Source organism: Massilia sp. 01N417, assembly GCF_056399645.1.
In genome coordinates this window covers 81,392-102,659 of record NZ_JBFTRS010000008.1, presented here as the reverse complement: position 1 = coordinate 102,659, position 21,268 = coordinate 81,392, and the positions used below count along the sequence as shown (strand labels likewise).

Annotated in this window: 20 protein-coding genes; 10 read left to right on the top strand and 10 right to left on the bottom strand. The window is 67.1% G+C overall.

Translation table 11 applies throughout. The features are described 5' to 3' along the window. Positions 1-77: 77 nt before the first annotated feature. A complete protein-coding gene (locus AC1DOQ_RS11045; protein WP_477363292.1) occupies positions 78-1,673 on the top strand; it encodes an EAL domain-containing protein in 1,596 nt (531 codons plus the stop codon). 16 nt (positions 1,674-1,689) lie between these two features. Here the strand turns inward: AC1DOQ_RS11045 and AC1DOQ_RS11040 are convergent, their stop codons facing one another. Both AC1DOQ_RS11040 and AC1DOQ_RS11035 read right to left on the bottom strand, forming a co-directional pair. Then, entirely contained in the window at positions 1,690-2,577 is an 888-nt protein-coding gene (locus tag AC1DOQ_RS11040) for a ZIP family metal transporter (RefSeq protein WP_477363289.1), read from the bottom strand. A gap of 31 nt (positions 2,578-2,608) precedes the next feature. Next, positions 2,609-3,517 carry a manganese catalase family protein gene (locus tag AC1DOQ_RS11035; RefSeq protein ID WP_477363286.1) on the bottom strand — a complete coding sequence of 303 codons (909 nt, stop codon included), beginning with the start codon at positions 3,515-3,517 and terminating at the stop codon, positions 2,609-2,611. A gap of 247 nt (positions 3,518-3,764) precedes the next feature. Between AC1DOQ_RS11035 and AC1DOQ_RS11030 the strand changes: the two genes are divergently transcribed. Then, positions 3,765-4,283 (top strand): arsinothricin resistance N-acetyltransferase ArsN1 family B, encoded by a 519-nt coding sequence (locus tag AC1DOQ_RS11030; RefSeq protein WP_477363283.1) that lies wholly within the window; start codon positions 3,765-3,767, stop codon positions 4,281-4,283. Positions 4,284-4,416: 133 nt separating this feature from the next. Beyond that, on the top strand, positions 4,417-4,995 hold the full coding sequence (locus AC1DOQ_RS11025) for a hemerythrin domain-containing protein (RefSeq protein ID WP_477363280.1): 579 nt from the start codon (positions 4,417-4,419) through the stop codon (positions 4,993-4,995). Positions 4,996-5,109: 114 nt separating this feature from the next. Here the strand turns inward: AC1DOQ_RS11025 and AC1DOQ_RS11020 are convergent, their stop codons facing one another. The 7 genes from AC1DOQ_RS11020 to AC1DOQ_RS10990 all read right to left on the bottom strand — a co-directional run bounded on the left by AC1DOQ_RS11020 (position 5,110) and on the right by AC1DOQ_RS10990 (position 13,703). Further along, positions 5,110-7,497 (bottom strand): sensor domain-containing protein, encoded by a 2,388-nt coding sequence (locus tag AC1DOQ_RS11020; protein ID WP_477363277.1) that lies wholly within the window; start codon positions 7,495-7,497, stop codon positions 5,110-5,112. Positions 7,498-7,578: 81 nt separating this feature from the next. Beyond that, a complete protein-coding gene (locus tag AC1DOQ_RS11015; protein ID WP_477363274.1) occupies positions 7,579-8,319 on the bottom strand; it encodes an LrgB family protein in 741 nt (246 codons plus the stop codon). Beyond that, positions 8,312-8,668: a CidA/LrgA family protein gene (locus tag AC1DOQ_RS11010; protein ID WP_477363271.1), complete on the bottom strand. Its 357-nt coding sequence runs from the start codon at positions 8,666-8,668 to the stop codon at positions 8,312-8,314. Before AC1DOQ_RS11010 ends, AC1DOQ_RS11015 begins: the two co-directional genes overlap by 8 nt. 40 nt (positions 8,669-8,708) lie before the next feature. Next, positions 8,709-10,661, bottom strand: a complete 1,953-nt coding sequence (locus AC1DOQ_RS11005; protein ID WP_477363268.1) for a methyl-accepting chemotaxis protein — start codon at positions 10,659-10,661, stop codon at positions 8,709-8,711. A gap of 9 nt (positions 10,662-10,670) precedes the next feature. Next, complete coding sequence (locus AC1DOQ_RS11000; RefSeq protein WP_477363265.1) at positions 10,671-11,543, bottom strand: TorF family putative porin; 873 nt, start codon at positions 11,541-11,543, stop codon at positions 10,671-10,673. Positions 11,544-11,679: 136 nt separating this feature from the next. Then, on the bottom strand, positions 11,680-12,759 hold the full coding sequence (hppD, locus tag AC1DOQ_RS10995) for a 4-hydroxyphenylpyruvate dioxygenase (RefSeq protein ID WP_477363262.1): 1,080 nt from the start codon (positions 12,757-12,759) through the stop codon (positions 11,680-11,682). A 38-nt stretch (positions 12,760-12,797) separates the two neighbouring features. Next, positions 12,798-13,703, bottom strand: a complete 906-nt coding sequence (locus tag AC1DOQ_RS10990; RefSeq protein WP_477363259.1) for a LysR family transcriptional regulator — start codon at positions 13,701-13,703, stop codon at positions 12,798-12,800. 100 nt (positions 13,704-13,803) lie between these two features. On the opposite strand from AC1DOQ_RS10990, the gene hmgA reads away from it, so the two are divergent. After that, complete coding sequence (hmgA, locus tag AC1DOQ_RS10985; protein ID WP_477363257.1) at positions 13,804-15,126, top strand: homogentisate 1,2-dioxygenase; 1,323 nt, start codon at positions 13,804-13,806, stop codon at positions 15,124-15,126. Positions 15,127-15,153: 27 nt separating this feature from the next. On the opposite strand, the gene AC1DOQ_RS10980 is transcribed toward hmgA, so the two are convergent. Then, positions 15,154-15,687 (bottom strand): hypothetical protein, encoded by a 534-nt coding sequence (locus tag AC1DOQ_RS10980; protein ID WP_477363254.1) that lies wholly within the window; start codon positions 15,685-15,687, stop codon positions 15,154-15,156. Between the two features lie 171 nt (positions 15,688-15,858). On the opposite strand from AC1DOQ_RS10980, the gene AC1DOQ_RS10975 reads away from it, so the two are divergent. The 6 genes from AC1DOQ_RS10975 (at position 15,859) to AC1DOQ_RS10950 (ending at position 21,268) form a co-directional block, all read left to right on the top strand. Beyond that, complete coding sequence (locus tag AC1DOQ_RS10975) at positions 15,859-17,157, top strand: hemolysin family protein (protein WP_477363251.1); 1,299 nt, start codon at positions 15,859-15,861, stop codon at positions 17,155-17,157. Between the two features lie 56 nt (positions 17,158-17,213). After that, positions 17,214-17,999 carry an OBAP family protein gene (locus AC1DOQ_RS10970; protein WP_477363248.1) on the top strand — a complete coding sequence of 262 codons (786 nt, stop codon included), beginning with the start codon at positions 17,214-17,216 and terminating at the stop codon, positions 17,997-17,999. 69 nt (positions 18,000-18,068) lie between these two features. After that, positions 18,069-18,500, top strand: coding sequence for a YeeE/YedE family protein (locus tag AC1DOQ_RS10965; RefSeq protein WP_477363245.1), 432 nt, complete (start codon positions 18,069-18,071; stop codon positions 18,498-18,500). A gap of 2 nt (positions 18,501-18,502) precedes the next feature. After that, on the top strand, positions 18,503-18,964 hold the full coding sequence (locus tag AC1DOQ_RS10960; protein ID WP_477363242.1) for a DUF6691 family protein: 462 nt from the start codon (positions 18,503-18,505) through the stop codon (positions 18,962-18,964). Further along, positions 18,961-20,490, top strand: a complete 1,530-nt coding sequence (locus AC1DOQ_RS10955; protein ID WP_477363239.1) for an FAD-dependent monooxygenase — start codon at positions 18,961-18,963, stop codon at positions 20,488-20,490. Before AC1DOQ_RS10960 ends, AC1DOQ_RS10955 begins: the two co-directional genes overlap by 4 nt. Before the next feature lie 82 nt (positions 20,491-20,572). After that, on the top strand, positions 20,573-21,268 hold the full coding sequence (locus tag AC1DOQ_RS10950) for an MBL fold metallo-hydrolase (protein WP_477363236.1): 696 nt from the start codon (positions 20,573-20,575) through the stop codon (positions 21,266-21,268).

The following is a 21,268-nucleotide window of genomic DNA, read 5'->3' as shown; positions in this document are numbered from 1 at the left end:
ATAATCGGCGATACCGGCCCACTACAGCCCGGCAGCACCGGTGCCTGAGCAAGCGCCGCATCCCGAGGGGGAGCATCATGCGCAGACAGTTCACATTCGGCCTCACGCTCCTGCTTGCGCTGGCGGTGCTGTTCCTGCCGCCCTGGCTCGCTCTACAGGAAGCGCAGCGCCAGGCCTTCGACGCCGAATCCTCCCTCACCCTCGCCTACGCCCACGACGTGCTGCACCGCACCGACGAGACCGCGCGCCAGGCGCTGGCCGGCATCCGGATGCTGGTCAATTCGGGCCTCGACCCCTGCTCCGACGGCGCACGCGCCCTGATGCGCGAGATCGACCTGACCTCCACCTACCTGCAGGCGATCGGCTACGTGCAGAACGGCCAGCTGGTCTGCTCGTCCATGACCGGGGATCCGGTCCCGCTTGGCCCCGTGGCCTTCCAGACCTCGACCGGGGTCGACCTCTATCTCGACATCCCGGTCCGCACCACCTACGGCCACCCGCTGATGGCGATTTCGCGCAACCATTACGCCGCCCTCATCCACCGCGACCTGCCGCTGGACATCTGGACCAATACGCCGGGCGTGTCGCTGGCCTCGGTCCACCTCGAACACCGCCGCACCAGCCTGGAGCACGGCTACATCGATCTCGCCTGGCTGGACCATCTCGGCAACCAGGGCAGCGTGACCTTCAGCGACGGCCACCACCTGGTGACCATCGCCCGCTCGCGCAGCTTCCTCACCGCCGCCATCGTCGCTACGCCGATCGCCAACATGCAGGCCCGCTACGCCGAGATCGCCGGGCGCCTGGTGCCGGCCGGCGTCTTCGTCGGCCTGGCCGGCGCCGCCGCCGTGGTGCTGCTGGCGCGCCAGCAGATGTCGCTGATCGCCGCCCTGCGCACCGGGCTGCGGCGCGGCCAGTTCTACATGGAGTACCAGCCGCTGATCGAATTGCGCAGCGGCGCCTGCGTGGGCGTCGAGGCGCTGCTACGGTGGCGCGACGGCGCCGGCGAGCTGGTGCCGCCCGAGGTCTTCATCCCGGTGGCCGAATCGGCGGGTGTGATCGGCAAGCTCACCGAACGGGTGCTGGAACTGGTCTGCCACGACGCCGGGCAGTTCCTGGCCGCCCATCCGGGCTTTCACGTGGCGATCAACCTGTCGCCGGCGGACCTGCAGTCGACCGTCATCGTCGGCCTGCTGGACAAGCTGATGTCGCGCTGCGGCGCCGGTCCGAGCAACCTGATCGTCGAGATCACCGAACGCGGCTTCGTGCACCGCGATTCGGCGCGCGAAGTGATCGCCGCCCTGCACGCGCGCGGCATCGAGGTGGCGATCGACGATTTCGGCACCGGCTATTCGAGCCTGTCCTACCTGGAGTCGCTCGACCTCGACTTCCTGAAGATCGACCGCTCCTTCATCGAATCGATCGGCACCGCGGCGCCGACCAGCCAGGTGGTCAGCCACATCATCGAGATGGCGCACAACCTGGAGCTGAGGATGATCGCCGAAGGCGTCGAGAACCACGAGCAGGCGTCCTTCCTGCGCGTGCGCGGCGTGAACTATGCACAGGGCTGGCTGTTCGGCCGGCCCGGCAGCTTCGAACATGCGGCCGACCTGCACCGCGCGGCGCTGGCGGCGCGCCAGTTGCGAAGCTTGCCGCAGCCGGATGACGCCTGAGCCGGACACCAGGGCCTCAGCCCAGCGCCGTATCCAGCACCGTCATCAGGATGAAGCCGAAGATCAGCGCCACGCTGGCCCAGGTGCCGTGGCCGTTCTGGTGCGATTCCGGCACCACGTCGTTGGCGATGACGAACAGCATCGCGCCGGCCGCCGCCGCCAGGGCGAAGGGCAGCAAGCCGGCCGACACGCCGATCAGGGCCACGCCGGCCACCGCCGCCACCGGCTCGATCAGGCCGGAGGCCACGCCCAGCGCGGTCGACAGTCCGCGGCCGTAGCCGACGGTGCGCAGGGCCAGCGCCACCACCAGGCCTTCCGGCACGTCCTGGATCGAGATGCCGGTGGCCAGGGAATTCGCCTTGCCGATGTCGACGCCGCCATAGGCGACCCCGATCGCCAGCCCTTCCGGCATATTGTGCAGGGCCACCGCCCAGACGAACAGCCAGGCGCGCTTGAGCGAGTGGGCGCTGCGATTGTCGGCCGGCTGGAGGATGCCGTCGGTGGTGAGCACGCGGTCCAGCACCAGCAGCAGGCCGGCGCCCATCAGCAGGCCGGCGCCGACGCTCAGGCTGGCGCCCCAGTTGCCGGCGCCGCCGGCCCTGGCCGCCGCCAGCGCCGGAATGACGAGGGAGAACGAGGTGGCGCCCAGCATCACGCCGGCGCCGAAACCGAGGAAGCAGTCGTAGGTCCGCTTCGAAAAATTCTGCGACAGCAGCACCGGCAAGGTGCCGAGCGCGGTCGCGGCAGCCGCGGTCCCGCCGCCGATCAGCGCCGCGCGCAGGTTCGGGGTCGACGCGAGCATCTGCCGGAACAGGTTCGAGAACAGCAGCACGCAACCCAGGCCGCAGATCAGGAAGCCGAGCGCCTTTCGCGGCTTCAGGGCGCGCACGACATGCGTATTCATGGAGGTCCTTGATACCGGGAGGCGCAGCGGCTTACTTGGCCTTCACCGTCTTGCCGTCGGCCATGGTCTGCTTGCCCATGCCCAGTTCGGCGCCGGTCGGCGGATCGATGGTCGGATCCGACCTGGTGCGCTCGATCATCGCCTTGAGGATGTCGATGTCCCTGGCCGACAGCTTGACCTCGGCCTCGCCGCTACCGCCGTCCACCGCCGCCTGCTTCTCGCGGTCGGTGACGAAGTCCCACTTGTCGCCCTGGTTCCAGGCGCCGCGCATCTCGCCCGGGCCCTGCGACATATTGAAATAGGTGTCGGCGAAGCGCGGGTCGCCCGGCAGTTTCCCGGGAGGGAAGTTCGGGCTCATCGAGTACAAGGCCTTCTCGAAGGATTTCTGGTGGGCGATCTCGCGCGTCATCAGGAAGCCCAGCGCCTCCTTCACGCCGGCGTCGTCGGTACAGGCGATCAGGCGCTCGTAGACGATCTTGGCGCGCGCCTCGGCCGCGATGTTGGAGCGCAGATCGGCACTCGGCTCGCCGATGGTGTCGATGTAGGCCGCGCTCCAGGGCACGCCGGCGGAGTTGGTCAGCGGCGTGCCGGCGCCGTACAGGATCTGGGTCACGTGGCTGTCGTTACCGGCGCCGTTGATCTTGCGGTACATGTCGGCGGCACTGTCCGCAGCTTCGGCCAGCTGGCCCTTGGCGCCCTTGTTCAGCATGGCGACGATGTGGCCGATGATCTCGAGGTGGCTGAGTTCCTCGGTGGCGATGTCGAACAGCATGTCCTTGCGGCCAGGATCGTCCTCGCTGACGGCCTGGGTGAAATAACGCATGGCCGCGGCGAGTTCGCCTTGCGGACCGCCGAATTGTTCGAGCATGAGGTTTGCGAGCCCGGGATTCGGTTCGCTTACGCGCACCGTGTACTGCAGACGTTTGTTGTGTGCAAACATTCCGTTTCCTCCGATTCGGTTGGTGACGGCCCATGATCGCAGGCCTGGAGTAAGCGGTAATCAGAGTGTTTGCCGTGCTTGTGTAGGACTCGGGGCGACAATCTGTTGATGTAAACCAATAGCAATGTAATAATGCAATTTATCCAAGCAATAGTGAAAGACTATCGTCGTGATAGCTTTCTTTGCGGGGATTCCATGGCACCTCATGGAAAAACTCAATCCACCTCATAGGCTCCGGCTATCTACAATGCATACGACAAGCACCCTGCGCGACGCCCTGCCGGCCGATGCCGCCGCCATCGCGGCCATCTATAACCACTATGTCGCCACGACGATTATTTCGATGGAGAACGATCCGGTCGACGCGGCCGAGATGGCGCGCCGCATCGCCGACATCCAGGACGCCGCCCTGCCCTGGATCGTGCTGGTCGAGGACGGCCGCGTGTGCGCCTACGCCTACGCGAGCAAGTGGCGGGCCCGGCCCGGCTACCGGCACGCGGTGGAGTCCAGCGTGTACGTCGATCCCGCCCTGCGCGGACGCGGCCACGGCCAGGCCCTCTACCATGCCCTGCTGGCGCGCCTGCAGGGACGCTTCCACACCGTCATCGGCGGCATCGCCCTGCCGAACGCGGCCAGCATCGCCCTGCACGAGCGAATGGGCTTCCGCCAGGTCGCCTGCTTCCACGAAGTCGGCCACAAGTTCGGGGCCTGGGTCGACGTCGGCTACTGGCAGTTGAGCCTGCAGGAATATTCCACTGCCGAGTGACGGCCTGGACGGGCCGGCCCTTGCGCCCTGCGCTGACATGCGACCGCGCCGCGCTCCTACGCGGCAGCCATGGCCTGCGCTCTAAGATTCATCCATGCGCCGATAGATCAAACATTCAATCGAGGAGAAGATGATGTTTTCTCTGAACAAACTCAGCCCGTCCATCACCGACATGATCCGTTTCGATCACTCGCACGTGATGGTGACCTTCCACCAGTACACCAGGGACAAGCGCCCGAGCGTCAAGAAGGCGCTGGCCGAAACCATCTGCGACGCCCTGGAAATCCACGCCACCCTGGAAGAAGAAATCTTCTACCCGGTGATGCGCCCGCGCGCCGCCGACCAGAAAGTGATGGAAAAGAGCGAGCCGGAACACATGGAAATGCGCCGCATCATCGATGAACTGCGCGCTACGGATCCGCGCGACAGCCGCCACGACGAACTGATGTTCGAGCTGATGCGCGACGTCCAGCACCACGTGGCCGACGAGGAAACCGTACTGCTGCCGGAAGCCGAACAGACCCTCAGCAAGGAGCGCCTGTCGGAGCTGGGCAGCGAGATGACCAAGCGCCGCCTGCAGCTGGTGACGCCGAAGGCCGGCAAGATCGCCAGGAACACCGCCGTCGGCTTCTCCGGCAGCACCGCCGCCATCGTCATGGGCGTGGCCGGGGCGCTGTTCGCGGCCCGCGCCTTCACCCGCAAGCCGGCCTGACTCTCCGTTTCCCGCAGCGGCCACGCCGTTGCGCTCCCCCGGCAGCGGCCTGACCGCCGTTGCCAAGCCCGCCGCCCGTCAACGCGGCGGGCACCCGCTCCCATGGAATGCTCATCAGGCGTGCAAGCGAACGCCGCGGCTCAGCATGTCCGCCAGCGCCGCCTGCGACAGCGCCGGGCTGAAATAATAGCCCTGCATCTGGTCGCAATCGTGGTCGCGCAGGAAGGCCAGCTGTTCGCGGGTCTCGACGCCTTCGGCGATCACCTTCAGCTGCAGGCTGTGGCCCAGCGCGATGATCGCGCGCGTGATCACGCCATGGCCGTCGTCGATGCCGCCGCCGAGGAAGGAGCGGTCGATCTTGATGTGGTCGACCGGGAAGGACTGCAGCTGGCTCAAGCTCGAATAGCCGGTGCCGAAATCGTCGATCGACAGGCGCACGCCGAGCGCCTTCAGCCGCGCCAGCACCTCCTTCGCCTCGTCCGGCCGGTCCATCAGCAGGCTTTCCGTCACCTCCAGCTCCAGGCAGGACGGCGACACCTGGTGCCGCTCGAGGCTTTCCATCACGCGCTCGACGAACTGCCGGTGGCGCAACTGGCGCAGCGACAGGTTGACGGAAATGACGAAGTCATGCGCGCCCAGGTCGTAAAAGGCCCGCAGCGCGCCGCAGGCCTCCTCGATCACCCACTCGCCCAGCGGCACGATCAATCCGGTCTGCTCGGCCACGGGGATGAAGTTGTCCGGCCCGATCAGCCCGCGTTCCGGATGGTTCCAGCGCACCAGCGCCTCGGCGCCCACCATGCGGCCGCTGCGCAGATCGACCTTGGGCTGGTAGCCCAGCACCATCTCGTGGTTGCCGATCGCGCGGCCCAGGCTGGCCTCCAGCAGCAGGTGCTGGTGCACCAGGCGGTTCAGCTCGGCCGAATAGAACTGGCAGTTGTTCTTGCCCAGGCTCTTGGCGTGGTACATGGCGGCGTCGGCGGCGCGCATCACCTTGTCGACCGTGCTGCCGTCGCGCGGAAACAGGGCCACGCCGATGCTGGTGCCGGGCACGATCTCCTTGCCGCCCACCAGCACCGGGCTGCCGACGCTGCGGCGGATCCGCTCCACCAGGTCGGCCACCTGCTCCGGCCCGCCCTGGTCGTTGATCACGAGGACGAATTCGTCGCCGCCGACCCGCGCCACCGTGTCCTCTTCGCGCATGTTCGCGCGCAGGCGGCCGGCGGTCTCGATCAGGACCGCGTCGCCGACGTCGTGGCCGAGGTTGTCGTTGATGTACTTGAAGTTGTCGAGGTCGAGAAAGGCCAGCGCGCCGACCATGCGGTTACGCGCGGCAAACTGGATCGCCTGCTTCAGCCGCTCCTGCAGCAGGGTGCGGTTGGCCAGGCCGGTCAGCGGGTCGTGGTGGGCCAGGTGATGCAGGCGGCGCTCGTAGTGGCGGGCCTCGGTGATGTCGTTGATGACGGCGACGAAGTGGGTGACCTCGCCGTCGGCATTGCGCACCGGGTCGATGCGCAGCTCGTTCCAGAACAGCTGGCCGTTCTTCCTGGCGTTGCGCAGCACCGCGTGCACGCTTTCGCGGCGCTGCAGGGCTTCGTGGATGCGCTTGTGTTCCTCGACGTCGCAGCCCTCGATGCGCATGAAACGCGGATCGTGGCCCTTGATTTCGGCCAGCGAATAGCCGGTGATGCGCTCGAAGGCCGGGTTGACGTACTCGATGCGGTTCTCGCTGCCTTCGCAGCAGGTGATGCAGATGGCGTTCACGCTGGCGTAGATGGCGCGCTCGCGCACCTTCAGCACGTGCTCGGCGCGCTTGCGCGCGGTGATATCGAGGCCGGTGCCGAACACGCAGGGCAGGCTGCCCAGGCTGGTACGGCAGCACTGGAACAGGAAGCTGGTGCGCTTGCCGTGCTTGCCGATCAGTTCCGCCTCATGCCAGGAACTCCCGGCGTCGAAGGCGTCCAGGATCTTCTGCACGATCTCGGCGCGGCAGGCCGGCTCGAAAAAATACTTGACCTCGACCGTCGGCAGCTCTTCGCTCTCCATTTCGAGCGCCTGCTCGAGCTGGTGGTTCCACAGCAGCAGGCGGCCGCTCTGGTCGATCACGTAGAACACACAGGGCAGGCCTTCGATGATGTCGTTGACCGGCAGGTCCTGGATCAGGGAGTAGCGCGACGGCGCGGTGGCACCGCGCGGCACCACGATGATGCTGTAGCTGCCCGGCTGTTCGGCATCGAGGGATTGCGGCGCCACCGTCACCCGCACCGGCAGGCGGCGGCCGTCCGCGCAGACCAGATTGCCGACGCTGTCGATATCGACGCGGGCCTGGACCGACAGCGGCTTGTCGCCGGCGTTCTCGAATTCGATCAGCTGGTCGAGGGTACGGCCATGCATCTCGGCAGCCGAATAACCGGCCAGCTTTTCGCAAGCCCGGTTCCAGCTCATGATCGTGCCCCGCACATCGGCGACGAAGACGGCGAGCGGCAAAGGAGAGAGGTTCAACATGTCCTCCTGGAACAGGCGGGCTGAAACCATCATACGCCCCCGCCGTGCCGGCGGCGCGCGATACACGTTCAGAATCCAGTATCAGTGCCCCATCCAGCCCAGCAGCGCCGGCACCAGCCAGGGTGCCAGCAGCGCGGTCAGCACGCCGTTCAGTCCCATGCCCAGGCCCGCATAGGCGCCCATCTCGGGGCTGACCTGGAAGGCGCGCGCGGTGCCGATGCCGTGCGCCGCGACGCCCAGCGCCAGGCCGCGCGCCGCATGCGATTCGACCCGCAGGGCGTTCATCAGGAAGCGCCCGCTGATGGCGCCGAAGATCCCGGTGCCGATCACCAGCACCGCGGTCAGCGCGGGAATGCCGCCCAGGTGTTCCGAGACCGCCATCGCGATCGGCGTGGTGGCGGACTTGGGCGCGATGGTGCGCGCCAGCTCGGGCGAAGCGCCCAGCAGCAGCGCCACCAGCACGGCGCTGACGATTGCCGTCACACAGCCGCACAGCAGCGCGCACACCAGCGGCAACAGGCTGCGGCGCAGGCGCGGCACCTGGCGCGCGAGCGGCACCGCCAGCGCGACCGTGGCCGGGCCGAGCAGGAAGTGCACGAACTGGGCGCCGGCAAAGTAACGCTGGTAGGACATGCCGCTGGCCACCAGCAGCAGGCTGATGATGGCGATCGAGATCGCCACCGGATTCGCCAGCGGCGAGAAGCCGCAGCGCGCGAACACCCATTGCGCGAACACGTAGGCGCACAGCGTCAGGGTGAGGCCCAGCAGCGGCGAGGCGGACAGGTAGACCCAGAAGTGGGTCAGTTCCTCGAAGTTAAACATCGCCGCCCTCCTTCGGGCGCGGCATCAGGGCCTTCAGCACCAGCGCCGTCACCGCCAGCGTGGCCAGGGTGCTGACCACCACCGAGGCGCCGATCGCCAGCCACTGCCCGCTCCCGCTCGACGCCGCGACCACGATGCCGACCCCGGCCGGCACGAACAGCAGCGACAGGTGGCGCAGCAGCTCGTTGGCGCCCGCCTCCACCACTTCCTGCAGCCGCGGAAAGGCGACCAGGGCGGCCAGCAGCAGCAACATGCCCGTCACCGGCCCGGGAACGGGCCAGCCGCACAGGAACACCAGGCCTTCGCCCAGGCATTGGAACACCAGCAGAACGGCAAATGCGGACAGCAAGACTTCCTCCCGGATCTCATCGATTCGGCGAGGATAGCAGTTATTGCCGATCGGGCCCGGCTTCGATCCGGAACTTGCCGACCAGTCCGACCAGCAGCGCCGCCTGGTCCTGCAGGCTGGCGGCCGCGGCGGCGGCCTGTTCGACCAGGGCGGCGTTCTGCTGGGTCGAGCCGTCCATCTGGACGATCGCCGCATTGACCTGGGCAATGCCGTTGCTCTGTTCCGCGCTGGCGGCGCTGATCTCGGCGACGATCGCGCTGACCCGGCGCACGCTGTCGACCACCCGTTCCATGGTCGTGCCGGCTTCGCCCACAAGGGTGGCACCGGTGCCGACCTTGGCCGCCGAATCCGCGATCAGGGCCTTGATCTCCTTCGCCGCCGCGGCCGAGCGCTGGGCCAGGGTCCGCACTTCGGATGCCACCACGGCAAAGCCGCGGCCCTGCTCGCCGGCGCGCGCCGCTTCGACGGCGGCGTTGAGCGCCAGGATATTGGTCTGGAAGGCGATGCCGTCGATGACGGAGATGATCTCGACGATGCGTCCGGACGCCGTGCTGATCGCATCCATGGTCTCGACCACGCGCGCGACCGCCGCGCCGCCGCTGGCGGCGGTGTCGGCGGCGAGCTGGGCCAACTGGCGCGCTTCCCTAGCGTTGTCGGCGTTCTGCTTCACGGTCGAGGTCAGCTCCTCCATCGAGGCCGCGGTTTCCTCCAGCGCACCGGCCTGCTGTTCGGTGCGGTCCGACAGGTCGGCATTGCCCTGCCTGATCTCATGGCTGGCCGAGGCCACATTGTCCGAGCTGTGGCGCACCTGGGCCAGCACGTCCTGGATCCTGGCCACGAAGCCGTTGAAACCGGCGGCGATGGCTGCCAGCTCGTCCCTGCCCTTCACCTCGAGGCGCACCGTGAGGTCGGCGTTGCCGCTCGCGAGGCCGCTCATGGTGCTTCCCAGCACGCGCAGCGGCCGGGTCAGGCGGTTCAGGACCGCGATCATCACCGCGGCGGCCAGCGCGGCGGACAGCAGCGCGGCGACCAGGGTCTCCTGCAGCAGCCTGCGGGCGTCGGCCGTGGCCACGCTCTGCGGGAACACCAGCTGCACCGACCAGGGCGCGATGTCGGCGTGCAGGCGCAGCGGCTGCAGCAAGTGCACCATGCCGGCGGCGTCGACGAATTCATAGGTCTTGCCGTCGCGGACCGCCGCCAGGCCGGCCGCAGGAATATCGGCTGCTTTCTTGCCGTTGCGCACAGCGTCCGGATGGCTGGCGTAGAGGCCGCCGTTCGACACCAGCGACAGGCTGCCGCCGCTGATGGCTTTCATGCCGCCGAGGATGTCGCCCAGGCGGGTCAGCATGAAATCCGCGCTGACGGTGCCCTTGAACTGGCCGTCGATCAGGATCGGCGCCACCAGCGACGCCATCTGCACCTGCTTGCCGCCGACCGGATAGGCATAGGGCTCCGTGAAGAACAGGCGCCGCGACCGCTTAGGCACGTCGTACCAGTCATTGGCGCCGGGGGCGTCCGAGAACACGATCGGCTCGACGTGCACGCTGCCGCCGCTGCGGGTGTAGTAAGGCATGTAGCGGCCGCTGGCATCATACTCGGGCTGCTTGCCGGCGTACTCTTCATCCTTGCCGTCCAGCGCGCCGGGCTCCCAGGTGACGGCGGCGCCGATCAGGTCCTCGGAACCGAGCAGGGTGGCTTTCGTCATTTCGCCGATCTGCGGCCGCGCCAGCGTCATGCCGGCGCCGCGGGTCGCACGCATCGCGGCGGCCAGGTTGGCGACCGCGCTGAGATTGGCGCCGATGCGCGCCTGCACCGCTTCGGCGGCTTCGCGCGCCGCGGTACGGGCCAGCTGCATGCTGGCGGCTTCCGCGCTGCGGCTGCCGCGCACGCCGATCACGGTGGCGGTGACGGCCAGGCTGAGGATCACCAGCACGGTTGCGGTGAGGCAAATCCGTGCGTTCAGCGACAGGGAGGACAGGACTTTGTTGGACATGCGGCTGGCTCAGAAAGTACGGGTGAGGGAGAGGACCAGGGCGCGGCGGGCCACGTTCGCAAACGCGGGGCGGCCGTCGGCGCGCGGGACGCCGGTGGTATAGCGGTCGTAGACGCCGGCGCCGCCGAAGGCACGGGTGTAGTTCAGCGCGGCGACCCAGCCGCCCTCGAACTTCTTGCTGAGGCCGGCACGCAGGTCGCGCCAGTCCCAGATCCCGTTGCCGGGTCCCGCCACCCGGCCATCGCCGGCATGCAGTTGCAGCGCCAGCGCATGGCCGAGCTCATGATTGGCGCCGACGTCCAGGTAGCCGGTGCCGCGCGCATCCTGGATGCCGAAGAAATCGCGGCTGAAGGTGTAGTTGTACCTGGCGTACAGGAATTTCCAGCTCAGGCCGGCCTGCACTTCGCCGTAGTCGTAGCTGGTACCGGTGGCCGAGACGCGCGCGCCCGGGTACCTGTACCAGGTGAGCGTGGCGTTGTAGCCGAGCGGACCGATGGTGCCCGCATAGCCGGCGTAGAGGTCGACTTCCATCGATCCGTTTTCGACGAAGCGCTCGTCGATGCTCGAGGCCCAGACGCCGGCGTTCCAGCCGCGCGAACCCGCATAGTCGAACCCGGCCTGGACGGCGGGACGGCCCCAGGACTGGCGGATGCCGCGCGAGACATACTGGGAGACCGCGCCCACGTTGGCGCTGAACGGCGATGCTTCTTCGGCGGCGGCGGAATAGTCGCCGGCGCTGCAGTGGCCCGCAACGAGGAAGCCGGCGAGCAGCGGAAGGGTGGAAAGTGGAAGAATCGCATGACGGCTGGGAGAATTGATGCCATGCGGAAATTCTAGGTGCTGCAGGTGAGAATGTGCGTATTTCCCCAAGGAAAAAATCACATTTTGCTTCCGAGTGCGTCGTCAAGACAACACTTCTCTTGTTTTTGATAACAGCGCGAATAATCATTCTGTCATCCAGCGGCCCTCACGTCGTCCCGCGAAGACGGGACGACGGGCCGAACGCTGACGCCAGATTTTACGCCGCGGTCTTCAGCGCCCCACGCTTCAGCTGATCCCGCTCCATCGACTCGAACAGCGCCTTGAAGTTACCCTCGCCAAAGCCCTCGTCGCCCTTGCGCTGGATGAACTCGAAAAACACCGGACCCAGCTGGTTTTCCGAGAAGATCTGCAGCAGCAGGCGCTTCGAATCGCCCTCGACCTTGCCGTCGACCAGCAGGCCGCGCGCCTTCAGGGCGCCGACGTCTTCGCCGTGGCCCGGCAGGCGGGCTTCCAGCATGTCGTAATAGGTTTCCGGCGGCGCGGTCATCAGCGGGATGCCGGCGGCGCGCAGGCCGTCGACGGTCTCGAAGATGTTCTCGGTCAGCAGCGCGATGTGCTGGATGCCTTCGCCGTTGAACTTGAGCAGGTACTCCTCGATCTGGCCGCCGCCGGCCTGGCTCTCTTCATTGAGCGGAATCCGGATCATGCCGTCCGGCGCCGTCATCGCCTTCGAGGTCAGGCCGGTGTATTCACCCTGGATGTCGAAGTAGCGGATCTCGCGGAAGTTGAACAGCTTCTCGTAGAAGCCGGCCCAGTAGGTCATGCGGCCGCGGTAGACGTTGTGGGTCAGGTGGTCGATGATCTTCATGCCATGACCCTTCGGATGGCGGTCGACGCCGTCGATCCATTCGAAGTCGATGTCATAGATCGACTTGCCGTCCTCGAAGCGGTCGATCAGGTACAGCGGGGCGCCGCCGATGCCCTTGATGGCCGGCAGGCGCAGCTCCATCGGACCGGTCGGGATCTCCATCGGGATCGCGCCCAGTTCCAGCGCGCGCGCATAGGCCTTGTGGGAATCCTTGACGCGGAAGGCCATGCCGCAGGCCGACGGGCCGTGCTCGGCGGCAAAGTAGGCTGCCGCGCTCTTCGGCTCGTTGTTGACGATGAAGTTGATATCGCCCTGGCGGTACAGCACCACATCCTTCGAGCGGTGCACGGCCACCTTGGTGAAGCCCAGCTTCTCGAAGATCGGCTCGAGCAGGCCCGGGGTCGGGGATGCGAATTCGACGAATTCAAAGCCCATCAGGCCCATCGGATTCTCAAACAGGTCAGCCATTGTCATGTCCTCTATTCATTAAGCGATTTTTATCGGTACTACTCTGCGAACACGTCCGCAATCAGCCCCCGCAGCCACTGGATGCCGGGGTCGTGGTTGAAGCGCCGGTGCCAGAAGACGTTGGTCTGCAAGGTCGGCAAGGCGAGCGGCGGTTCGATCCACTTCAATCCGAATGGCGCCGCGGCGCTTTCGGCAAGCTTCTGCGGCACCGTCACCACCAGGTCGGAAGTGGCGACGATATACGGCACCGCGGTGAAATGCGGCACCCGGAAGCGTGCCTGCGTCCCCACCCCGGCCTTTTCCAGCAGGACGTTGATCCGGTCGTAGGGGCTCTGGGCCGCATCCACGATCAGGTGCGTCGCCTGTACGAAGCGCGCCAGGTCCACGCTGCCGGTCGCCAGCGGATGTCCCTTGCGGAACATGCTGACGAAAGGCTGCTTGAACAGCTGGCGCTGGTAGAGCGCTTCCGACACCTCCTCGAAGGCGCCGATCGCCAGGTCCACCCTGCCCGTCTCCATGTCGTCCTTCAGCGCGATCGGGTTGGCGCGCTTCGAGGCGATCTCCACGTTCGGCGCCAGCGCGCGGCAGCGTTCGATCAGCACCGGCATGAAGTACACCTCGCCGACGTCGGTCATGGCCAGCGTGAAGCGGCGCGTACTGGTGCCCGGCTCGAAGCGGCTGCGCTGGCTCAGCGCCAGCGCCACCTGGGCCATCGCGGCGCCGATCGGTTCGGCCATCTGCTGCGCCAGCGGGGTCGGCTGCATGCCGTGCGCGGTACGCACGAACAATTCGTCGCCGAAGGTGCGGCGCAGGCGCGCCAGCGCATTGCTGACGGCGGACTGGGTCAGGCCGAGGCGGCGCGCCGCGCCCGAAATCTGGCGCTCGCGGTAAACCTCCTGGAACACGGACAACAGGTTCAGGTCGATGCTAGACGGTTCGATCATGCGCTCGATAGTGTTATTGACAAGGTAAATAGTCTACATTTTTATATTCACCTCGTAAAATTCGCAAGTCTCCTCTAGAGTGACGAAAAAGCCACGTCATATGCAACGGATCTTCCAGGAGAAAATCTTGACCCACGGATACATGAGCGGATTCGGCAACGAATTCGCCACCGAAGCCCTGCCAGGCGCCCTGCCCGCACACCGCAATTCCCCGCAGCGCGTGGCTTATGGCCTGTACGCCGAACAACTCTCCGGCACCGCCTTCACCGCCCCGCGCGGCCACAACCGCCGCAGCTGGCTGTACCGGATCCGCCCGGCCGCCATGCACGGCGCCTTCGTGCCGGTCGAGCAGACCCGCATCGCGGCCGGCTTCGACGGCCTGGCGCCCTCGCCCAACCAGATGCGCTGGAGCCCGCTGCCGATCCCCGATGCCCCGACCGACTTCATCGACGGCTGGGTGACGATGGCCGGCAACGGTTCGCCGGGCGCGATGGCCGGCTGCGCGATCCACCTGTACGCTGCCAACCAGCCGATGACGGGACGCTATTTCTACAGCGCCGATGGGGAGTTGCTGATCGTGCCCCAGCAGGGCCGCTTGTCGATCGCGACCGAACTGGGTTTGCTGGACGTCGAGCCGCAGCAGATCGCCGTGATTCCGCGCGGCGTGCGCTTCACGGTCGCGCTGCCGGACGGCGCGGCGCGCGGCTATGTCTGCGAGAATTTCGGCGCCCTGCTGCGCCTGCCGGACATGGGGCCGATCGGCTCGAACGGGCTGGCGAATCCGCGCGACTTCCTGTCGCCGGTGGCGCGCTACGAGGATGTGGAGGGGGATTTCGAACTGGTGGCCAAATTCGGCGGCAAGCTATGGGCGGCGCCGATCGGGCATTCGCCGCTGGACGTGGTGGCCTGGCACGGCAATTACACCCCCTACAAGTACGACCTGCGCCACTTCAACACCATCGGCTCGATCAGCTACGACCACCCGGATCCGTCGATCTTCCTGGTGCTGCATTCGCCAACCAGCGCGCCCGGCGTCGACGACCTCGATTTCGTGATCTTCCCGCCGCGCTGGCTGGTCGGCGAAGACACCTTCCGCCCACCCTGGTTCCACCGCAATGTGGCGAGCGAGTTCATGGGCCTGATCCATGGCGCCTACGACGCCAAGGCCGAAGGCTTCGTGCCGGGCGGCGCCAGCCTGCACAACTGCATGAGCGGCCACGGCCCGGACGCCGCGACCTTCGACAAGGCCAGCAGCGCGGATACGTCCAGGCCGCACAAGGTGAGCGACACGATGGCCTTCATGTTCGAAACCCGCACGCCGATCGTGGCGACGCCCCTGGCCCTGGAGTCGCCGCAGCTGCAGGCGAATTACCAGGATTGCTGGGCAGGTATCGCCAGGCATTTCGATCCGACCCGCCCTTGATGCGATTGCCTGCCGGAAGACGCTGTCCTAGTCGGACTTCGCTTCCGGCCCATGCCTGGCGTCACAGGCGCCCAGGTCATTTGCTGTTTCCTTCAGCGAGCGCACCACGCCCTTCTCGACGACCAGTTCCTGGCTCACGGCATAAATCGACTGGCTGCCTGCATGGCATCGGTAGTCCAATACCGTCTTAAAAGTGCCGCTCAGCCATTCCGCGAGCGCCGGGCTTGTCATGTCGGGATAGATCTCCTGCAGAGGGATGTCGCCGCCGCATTTCATGAGTCCGGTCAGCCACAGCTTCCCGTCTTCCAGCCTGAACCGCCCGACGGGGCCGCCGATGGCGGAACATCCGAATTCCTTGCGCCGGATTTTCCATATACGCTCGTTATCGGGCAGCTCGACCCAGCAGCAGCTCGACGGAAAAATACGGCCGATACGTGCGCCATCGGCATACTGGTCGATCAGGGGCTCGGTTGCCGAGACGGACCCGGCCGCCATCAAGGCCAGGACCAGGAAGACGATGCTTCGTAGCTGTTTGCAGAAATGAGGAAATGTCATCTTCATGGGGAGGACCTCCGTTCAGGGCCGGGCGGGGCGGACGTCCAGTGTACGGGCATGATTGCTCTTATTGCAAGAAGGACGGTTCCCCATCCATTCCTGCCCTCAGCGAATCGTGCGCCCGTTGGCGCAAGTCTGCCGCCGTGCGATGATAAGCTGACAACCCACGGGATCCGCATGGCCGACATCATCATCATCCTCGTCCTCATTCTGCTCAACGGCGTCTTCGCGATGTCGGAACTGGCCGTGGTCTCGGCCAAGCGCATGCGTCTCGAGAAGATGGCCGCCGAAGGCAATGCCGGCGCCCCGGCCGCGATCAGGCTGTCGGAAGATCCCAGCCGCTTCCTCTCCACCGTCCAGGTCGGCATCACCCTGATCGGCATCTTCAACGGCGCCTTCGGCGAAGCGTCGTTGGTGGCGCGCCTGATCCCGAGTCTGACCGACATCGGCATTCCGGAAAGCTACGCGCGCCCGGCGGCGCTGACCGTGGTCGTGGTCGGGATTACTTTTGCCTCGATCGTGCTGGGCGAACTGGTGCCCAAGCGCATCGCCATCCTCTACCCGGAATTCCTGGCCAGCCGCATCGCGCGGCCGATGAAGGCGCTGTCGCGCCTGATGCATCCCTTCGTGCAATTGCTGTCGCTGACGACCGACTTCATCATGCGCCTGCTCGGCATGCGCCACCACAAGGACGAGACCCCGACCGAGGAAGAAGTCACCGGCATGATCCGCGAGAGCACCGATGCCGGCGTCTTCGAGCGCGCCGAGTACGACATTGCCGCGCGCGCCCTGCGCCTGGACGACTGGCATCTGCGGGCCCTGATGACGCCGCGCGTCGACCTCGAATACCTGGACCTCGCCGAGCCGCTCGAAGTCAACCTGAACCACATCGCCGACCGGCCCTACGCCCGCTTCCCGGTCTACCGCGGCGACCGTTCCCAGGTGCTGGGCATCGTCAACGCGCGCGACCTGTTCCGCCAGGCCATCCGCAAGAGTTCGCTGCAAGAGATCGACATCGAGGCCGAGCTCGACGCCCCGCTCTACGTGCCGGAATCCGTGAGCGCCATCGACCTGCTCGAACAGCTCAAGAAGAACCATGCGGAACTCGCCATGGTCGTCGACGAGTATGGCGAGATCCAGGGCATGATCACCCTGACCGACGTGATGGGCGCCCTGGTCGGCGAGGTGCCGGCGGTCGAGGACGAGGAAGCCCCGGATGCCGTCCAGCGCGAAGACGGCAGCTGGTTCATGGACGGCGGCATGGTGCTGGACCGCTTCCGCTACCTGACCGGCGCCCAGTTCAGCTTTCCGGACGAAGGATCGGACGCCTATCACACGCTGGCCGGCTTCATCCTCTACCAGCTCGGCTACATCCCGAAGCCCGGCGAGCGCCTGGACTGGGGCGGCTGGCTGTTCGAAGTCGTGGACATGGACGGCAACCGCATCGACCGCCTGCTGGTGATGCCCGCCGCCTGAACCGGGAACCGCCGCGCGCCGGCGCCGGTCTATCGTTGAACTCTCGAGGAGGCCACATGACCCGTATGAAGCTCATCGCAGCCGGCACGCTCGCCACCTTCGCCGCCGCGGCCGCGGCCCAGGATGCGAAACCGCTGGTCGCCCCGCCCGGCGCCGCCAAGGCCCCCAAAACCCGCGCGCTGGAAGCCGGCGCCAAGGTCTTGCAGCGCGACGCCCCGCTGGCAAAGTTCGACATCTACCTGAACGCCTTCCACTCGATGAAGGACCATCCCGAGCAGCAGGTCGAAGCTCACCATTTCTGCAAGCAGGTCAACGAAGACCTGGCCCAGTGCGTCCTGTTCGACGGCAACACGAAAACCGCCAACCTGAACGGCATCGAATACATCATCTCCGAAAAGCTGTTCGCCACCCTGCCCGAGGAAGAGCGCCGCTTCTGGCATCCGCACAATGGCGAGATCCTCAGCGGCCAGCTGGTGGCGCCCGGCATCCCGGACGCCGCCGAGCATGAGCTCATGAAGAAGAAGATGAACAGCTACGGCAAGACCTGGCACGTCTGGAACACGGGCTTCAACGGCAAGACTGGCGACGGCCTGCCGCTCGGGCCACCGATGCTGGCCTGGTCCTTCAGCCGCGACGGCGAACTGATACCGAACCTGCTCGAAGAACGCGACACCCGCATGAAGGTCGATACCGCCGGGAAGCGCAAGCAGCGTGCCGACCTGCGCCCGCTCGCCAGGCCGCAATCGGGGGTGGACGACCTGAAGGGCAAGTACGGCCGCCCGACCCAGGACATCCCCGGCGTCACGGACAGCCGCAGCGGCCCCGCCGAACGCTCGCGCTGACCACGCCGCGCAAGCCTTCCTTGACAGCGTCGGCATACCTGCCAGAATTCAGCTGAGGGGAGGAACGCCATGGTCATCGACAGCATCCACTTCACCCCGCTGGCCTCGTTCGGCGGCGGCCTGCTGATCGGGCTCGGCGCCGCCGTGCTGCTGCTGGCGAACGGCCGCGTGGCCGGCGTCAGCGGTATCGCCGGCGGCTTGCTGCGTCCGGCGCGTGGCGACATCGGCTGGCGCCTCGCATTCATTCTCGGCCTGCTGGCCGCGCCGCTCGGCTGGCTGGCGCTGCAGTCCATGCCGCCGGCCCAGATCGATCACGCGCCCGCGCTGCTGGCCGTGGCCGGCCTGCTGGTGGGCCTGGGCACGCGCTTCGGCTCGGGCTGCACCAGCGGCCACGGCGTGTGCGGCATCGCCCGCCTGTCGCCGCGCTCGCTCGTCGCCACGCTCTGCTTCGTGGCGGCCGGTTTCGTCACCGTTTACGTGATGCGTCACGTGCTGGGCTGATCATGCCGACCGTCACCGCCTTCATTGCCGGCCTGCTGTTCGGCTCCGGCCTGATCCTCTCGGGGATGAGCAACCCGGCCAAGGTGCTGGCCTTCCTCGACCTCGCCGGCCGCTGGGACCCGTCGCTGCTGTTCGTGATGCTGGGCGCGATCCTGGTGGCGGCGGTCGCCTTCCGCGCCGGCAGCGAACGCGCCCGCACCGTGCTCGGCGCCACCATCCACCTGCCCGGCGCCCGCCACGTCGACGCCAGGCTGATACTCGGCAGCGTGGTGTTCGGCGTCGGCTGGGGCCTGGTCGGCTACTGTCCCGGCCCGGCCCTGACCAGCCTGGGTGTCGGCGGCTGGCCCACCCTGCTGTTCGTGGCCGCCATGATCGCCGGCATGGCCGTGTTCGAAGTCAGCGAACGAATCTCCGCACGGCGCACCTCGGGCGGACCGCCCCAACCCGCAACGGAGACTCCATGAAGCAACGCGAAGACGTCCTCATCGCCGGCGCCGGTCCCACCGGCCTGGTGCTGGCCCTGTGGCTGGCGCGCCAGGGAGTGAAGGTGCGCATCGTCGACAAGACCGCCGGCCCAGGCACCACCTCGCGCGCGATGGTGGTCCATGCGCGGACCCTGGAGCTCTACCGCCAGCTCGGCATGGCCGGCGAGGTGATCGCGTCCGGCATGGTCAATCCAGGCATCAACCTCTGGGTGCGCGGCAAGCGGCGCGCCCACGTCACCTTCATCGATGCCGGCACCGACCTCACGCCCTACCCCTTCATCCTGGTCTTTCCCCAGGACCGGCACGAGCGCCTCCTGATCGCCCACCTGGAGCAGATGGACGTCAAGGTCGAGCGCGAGACCGAGCTGCTGGGCTTCGAGCAGCGCGAGGACCACGTGCAGGTGCGCCTGCGCGGCCCCGCCGGCGAGGAGACCTGCGAGGCGCGCTACCTGGCCGGCTGCGATGGCGCGCGCTCGCCGGTGCGGCACCAGCTCGGCGCCGACTTCGAAGGCGGCACCTACGACCAGCTGTTCTACGTCGCCGACGTGGTCGCGGGCGGCCCGCCGGTGGACGGCCAGATCCACGTCTCGCTGGACGATGCCGACTTCCTGGCCCTGTTCTCGTACACCAGGGACGGCCTGGCGCGCCTGATCGGCAGCATCCGCGAAGACCGCGTGACGCCCGGCCGCGAGCTGACGTTCGACGACGTCAGCGAGCGGGCGATCCGCGGCCTGGGTGTCGAGGTCAGGCAGGTGAACTGGTTCTCGACCTACAAGGTGCACCACCGCCTGACCGAGCACTTCCGCCACGGACGCGTGTTCCTGCTGGGCGACGCCGCCCACATCCACAGCCCGGCCGGCGGCCAGGGCATGAACACCGGCATCGGCGACGCCATCAACCTGGCCTGGAAGCTGAAGGCGGTCCTCCACGGCGACGCCGCCGACCGCCTGCTCGACAGCTACGACAGCGAACGCCTGGCCTTCGCCCACACCCTGGTCGAGACCACCGACCGCGTCTTTACCTTCGTCTCCGCCGAGGGCGGCTTCGCGAACTTCGTCCGCACCCGCATCGCCCCGCTGTTCGTCAGCGCGGCCTACAAGGTGGAAGGCGTGCGCGAATTCATGTTCCGGCTGGTGTCCCAGTGCATGCTGAACTACCACGGCAGCCCGCTCAGCAGCGGCTCGGCCGGCAAGGTCAAGGGCGGCGACCGCCTGCCCTGGGCCCACGGCGCCGCGCTCGACAACTACGCGCCGACCGGCACCGTGGACTGGCAGGTGCATGTGTATGGCCGGGCGTCCGATGCGCTGTCCAGCTGGTGCCACCACGTCGGCCTGGCGCTGCACGTGTTCGACTGGGAGCGGGCGCATGAACACGCCGGTCTGGCGCGGGATGCGGCTTATCTCTTGCGGCCGGACGGGTATGTGGCGCTGGCGGATCCGCAGGCGCGGCCGGAGGGGATTCGGCATTATTTTCGCGAGATCGGGTATCAGCGGTTCACGGGGTAGCGGCGGCTGGAGGGTCCGGAAACTTGCCGCTCCGACACCAACATGGCACACTGCGGCATTCACCTTCTTGTATAGACATGGCATGAATCCGATCCAACTGTTCGACCCCGTCTCGTCCACCTTCACCTACATCATCGCCGGCCCCGACGACAAGGAAGCGGTGATCATCGATCCGGTCGACCAGCACTGTGAGCGCGACCTGGCCCATGTCGACAGGCTCGGCCTGCGCCTGGCCTACGTGCTGGAAACCCACGTCCACGCCGACCACGTGACCTCGGCCGGCCGCCTGCACGCGCTGACCGGGGCCAAGACCGCCGTGCCGAGCGGCTGCGGCGTCCCGACGGCGGAACTGCAGCTGCGCGACGGCGACACCATCCGCTTCGGCAAGGAGGAGACGATTTCGGTGATCCACACGCCCGGCCACACGGCGGGCAGCATGTGCTATGTCTGGCGGGGGAATGTGTTCACCGGCGACACCCTGCTGATCAACGGCTGCGGACGCACCGATTTCCAGGGTGGGAGCGCGGATGCGCTGTACGACAGCGTCACCGGCAAGCTGTTCGGCCTGCCCGACGAGACCAGGGTCTGGCCGGGCCACGACTACAAGGGACAGTCGGTGTCGACCATCGGCTGGGAAAAGAGGAACAACGCGCGCCTGGCGAACCGCACGCGCGCCGATTTCGTCGAGCTGATGGGCCAGCTGAACCTGCCCAAGCCCAAGCTGATCGACGTCGCCGTGCCGGCAAACCGCAACCTCGGCCTGCCGCACAGCGTCTGA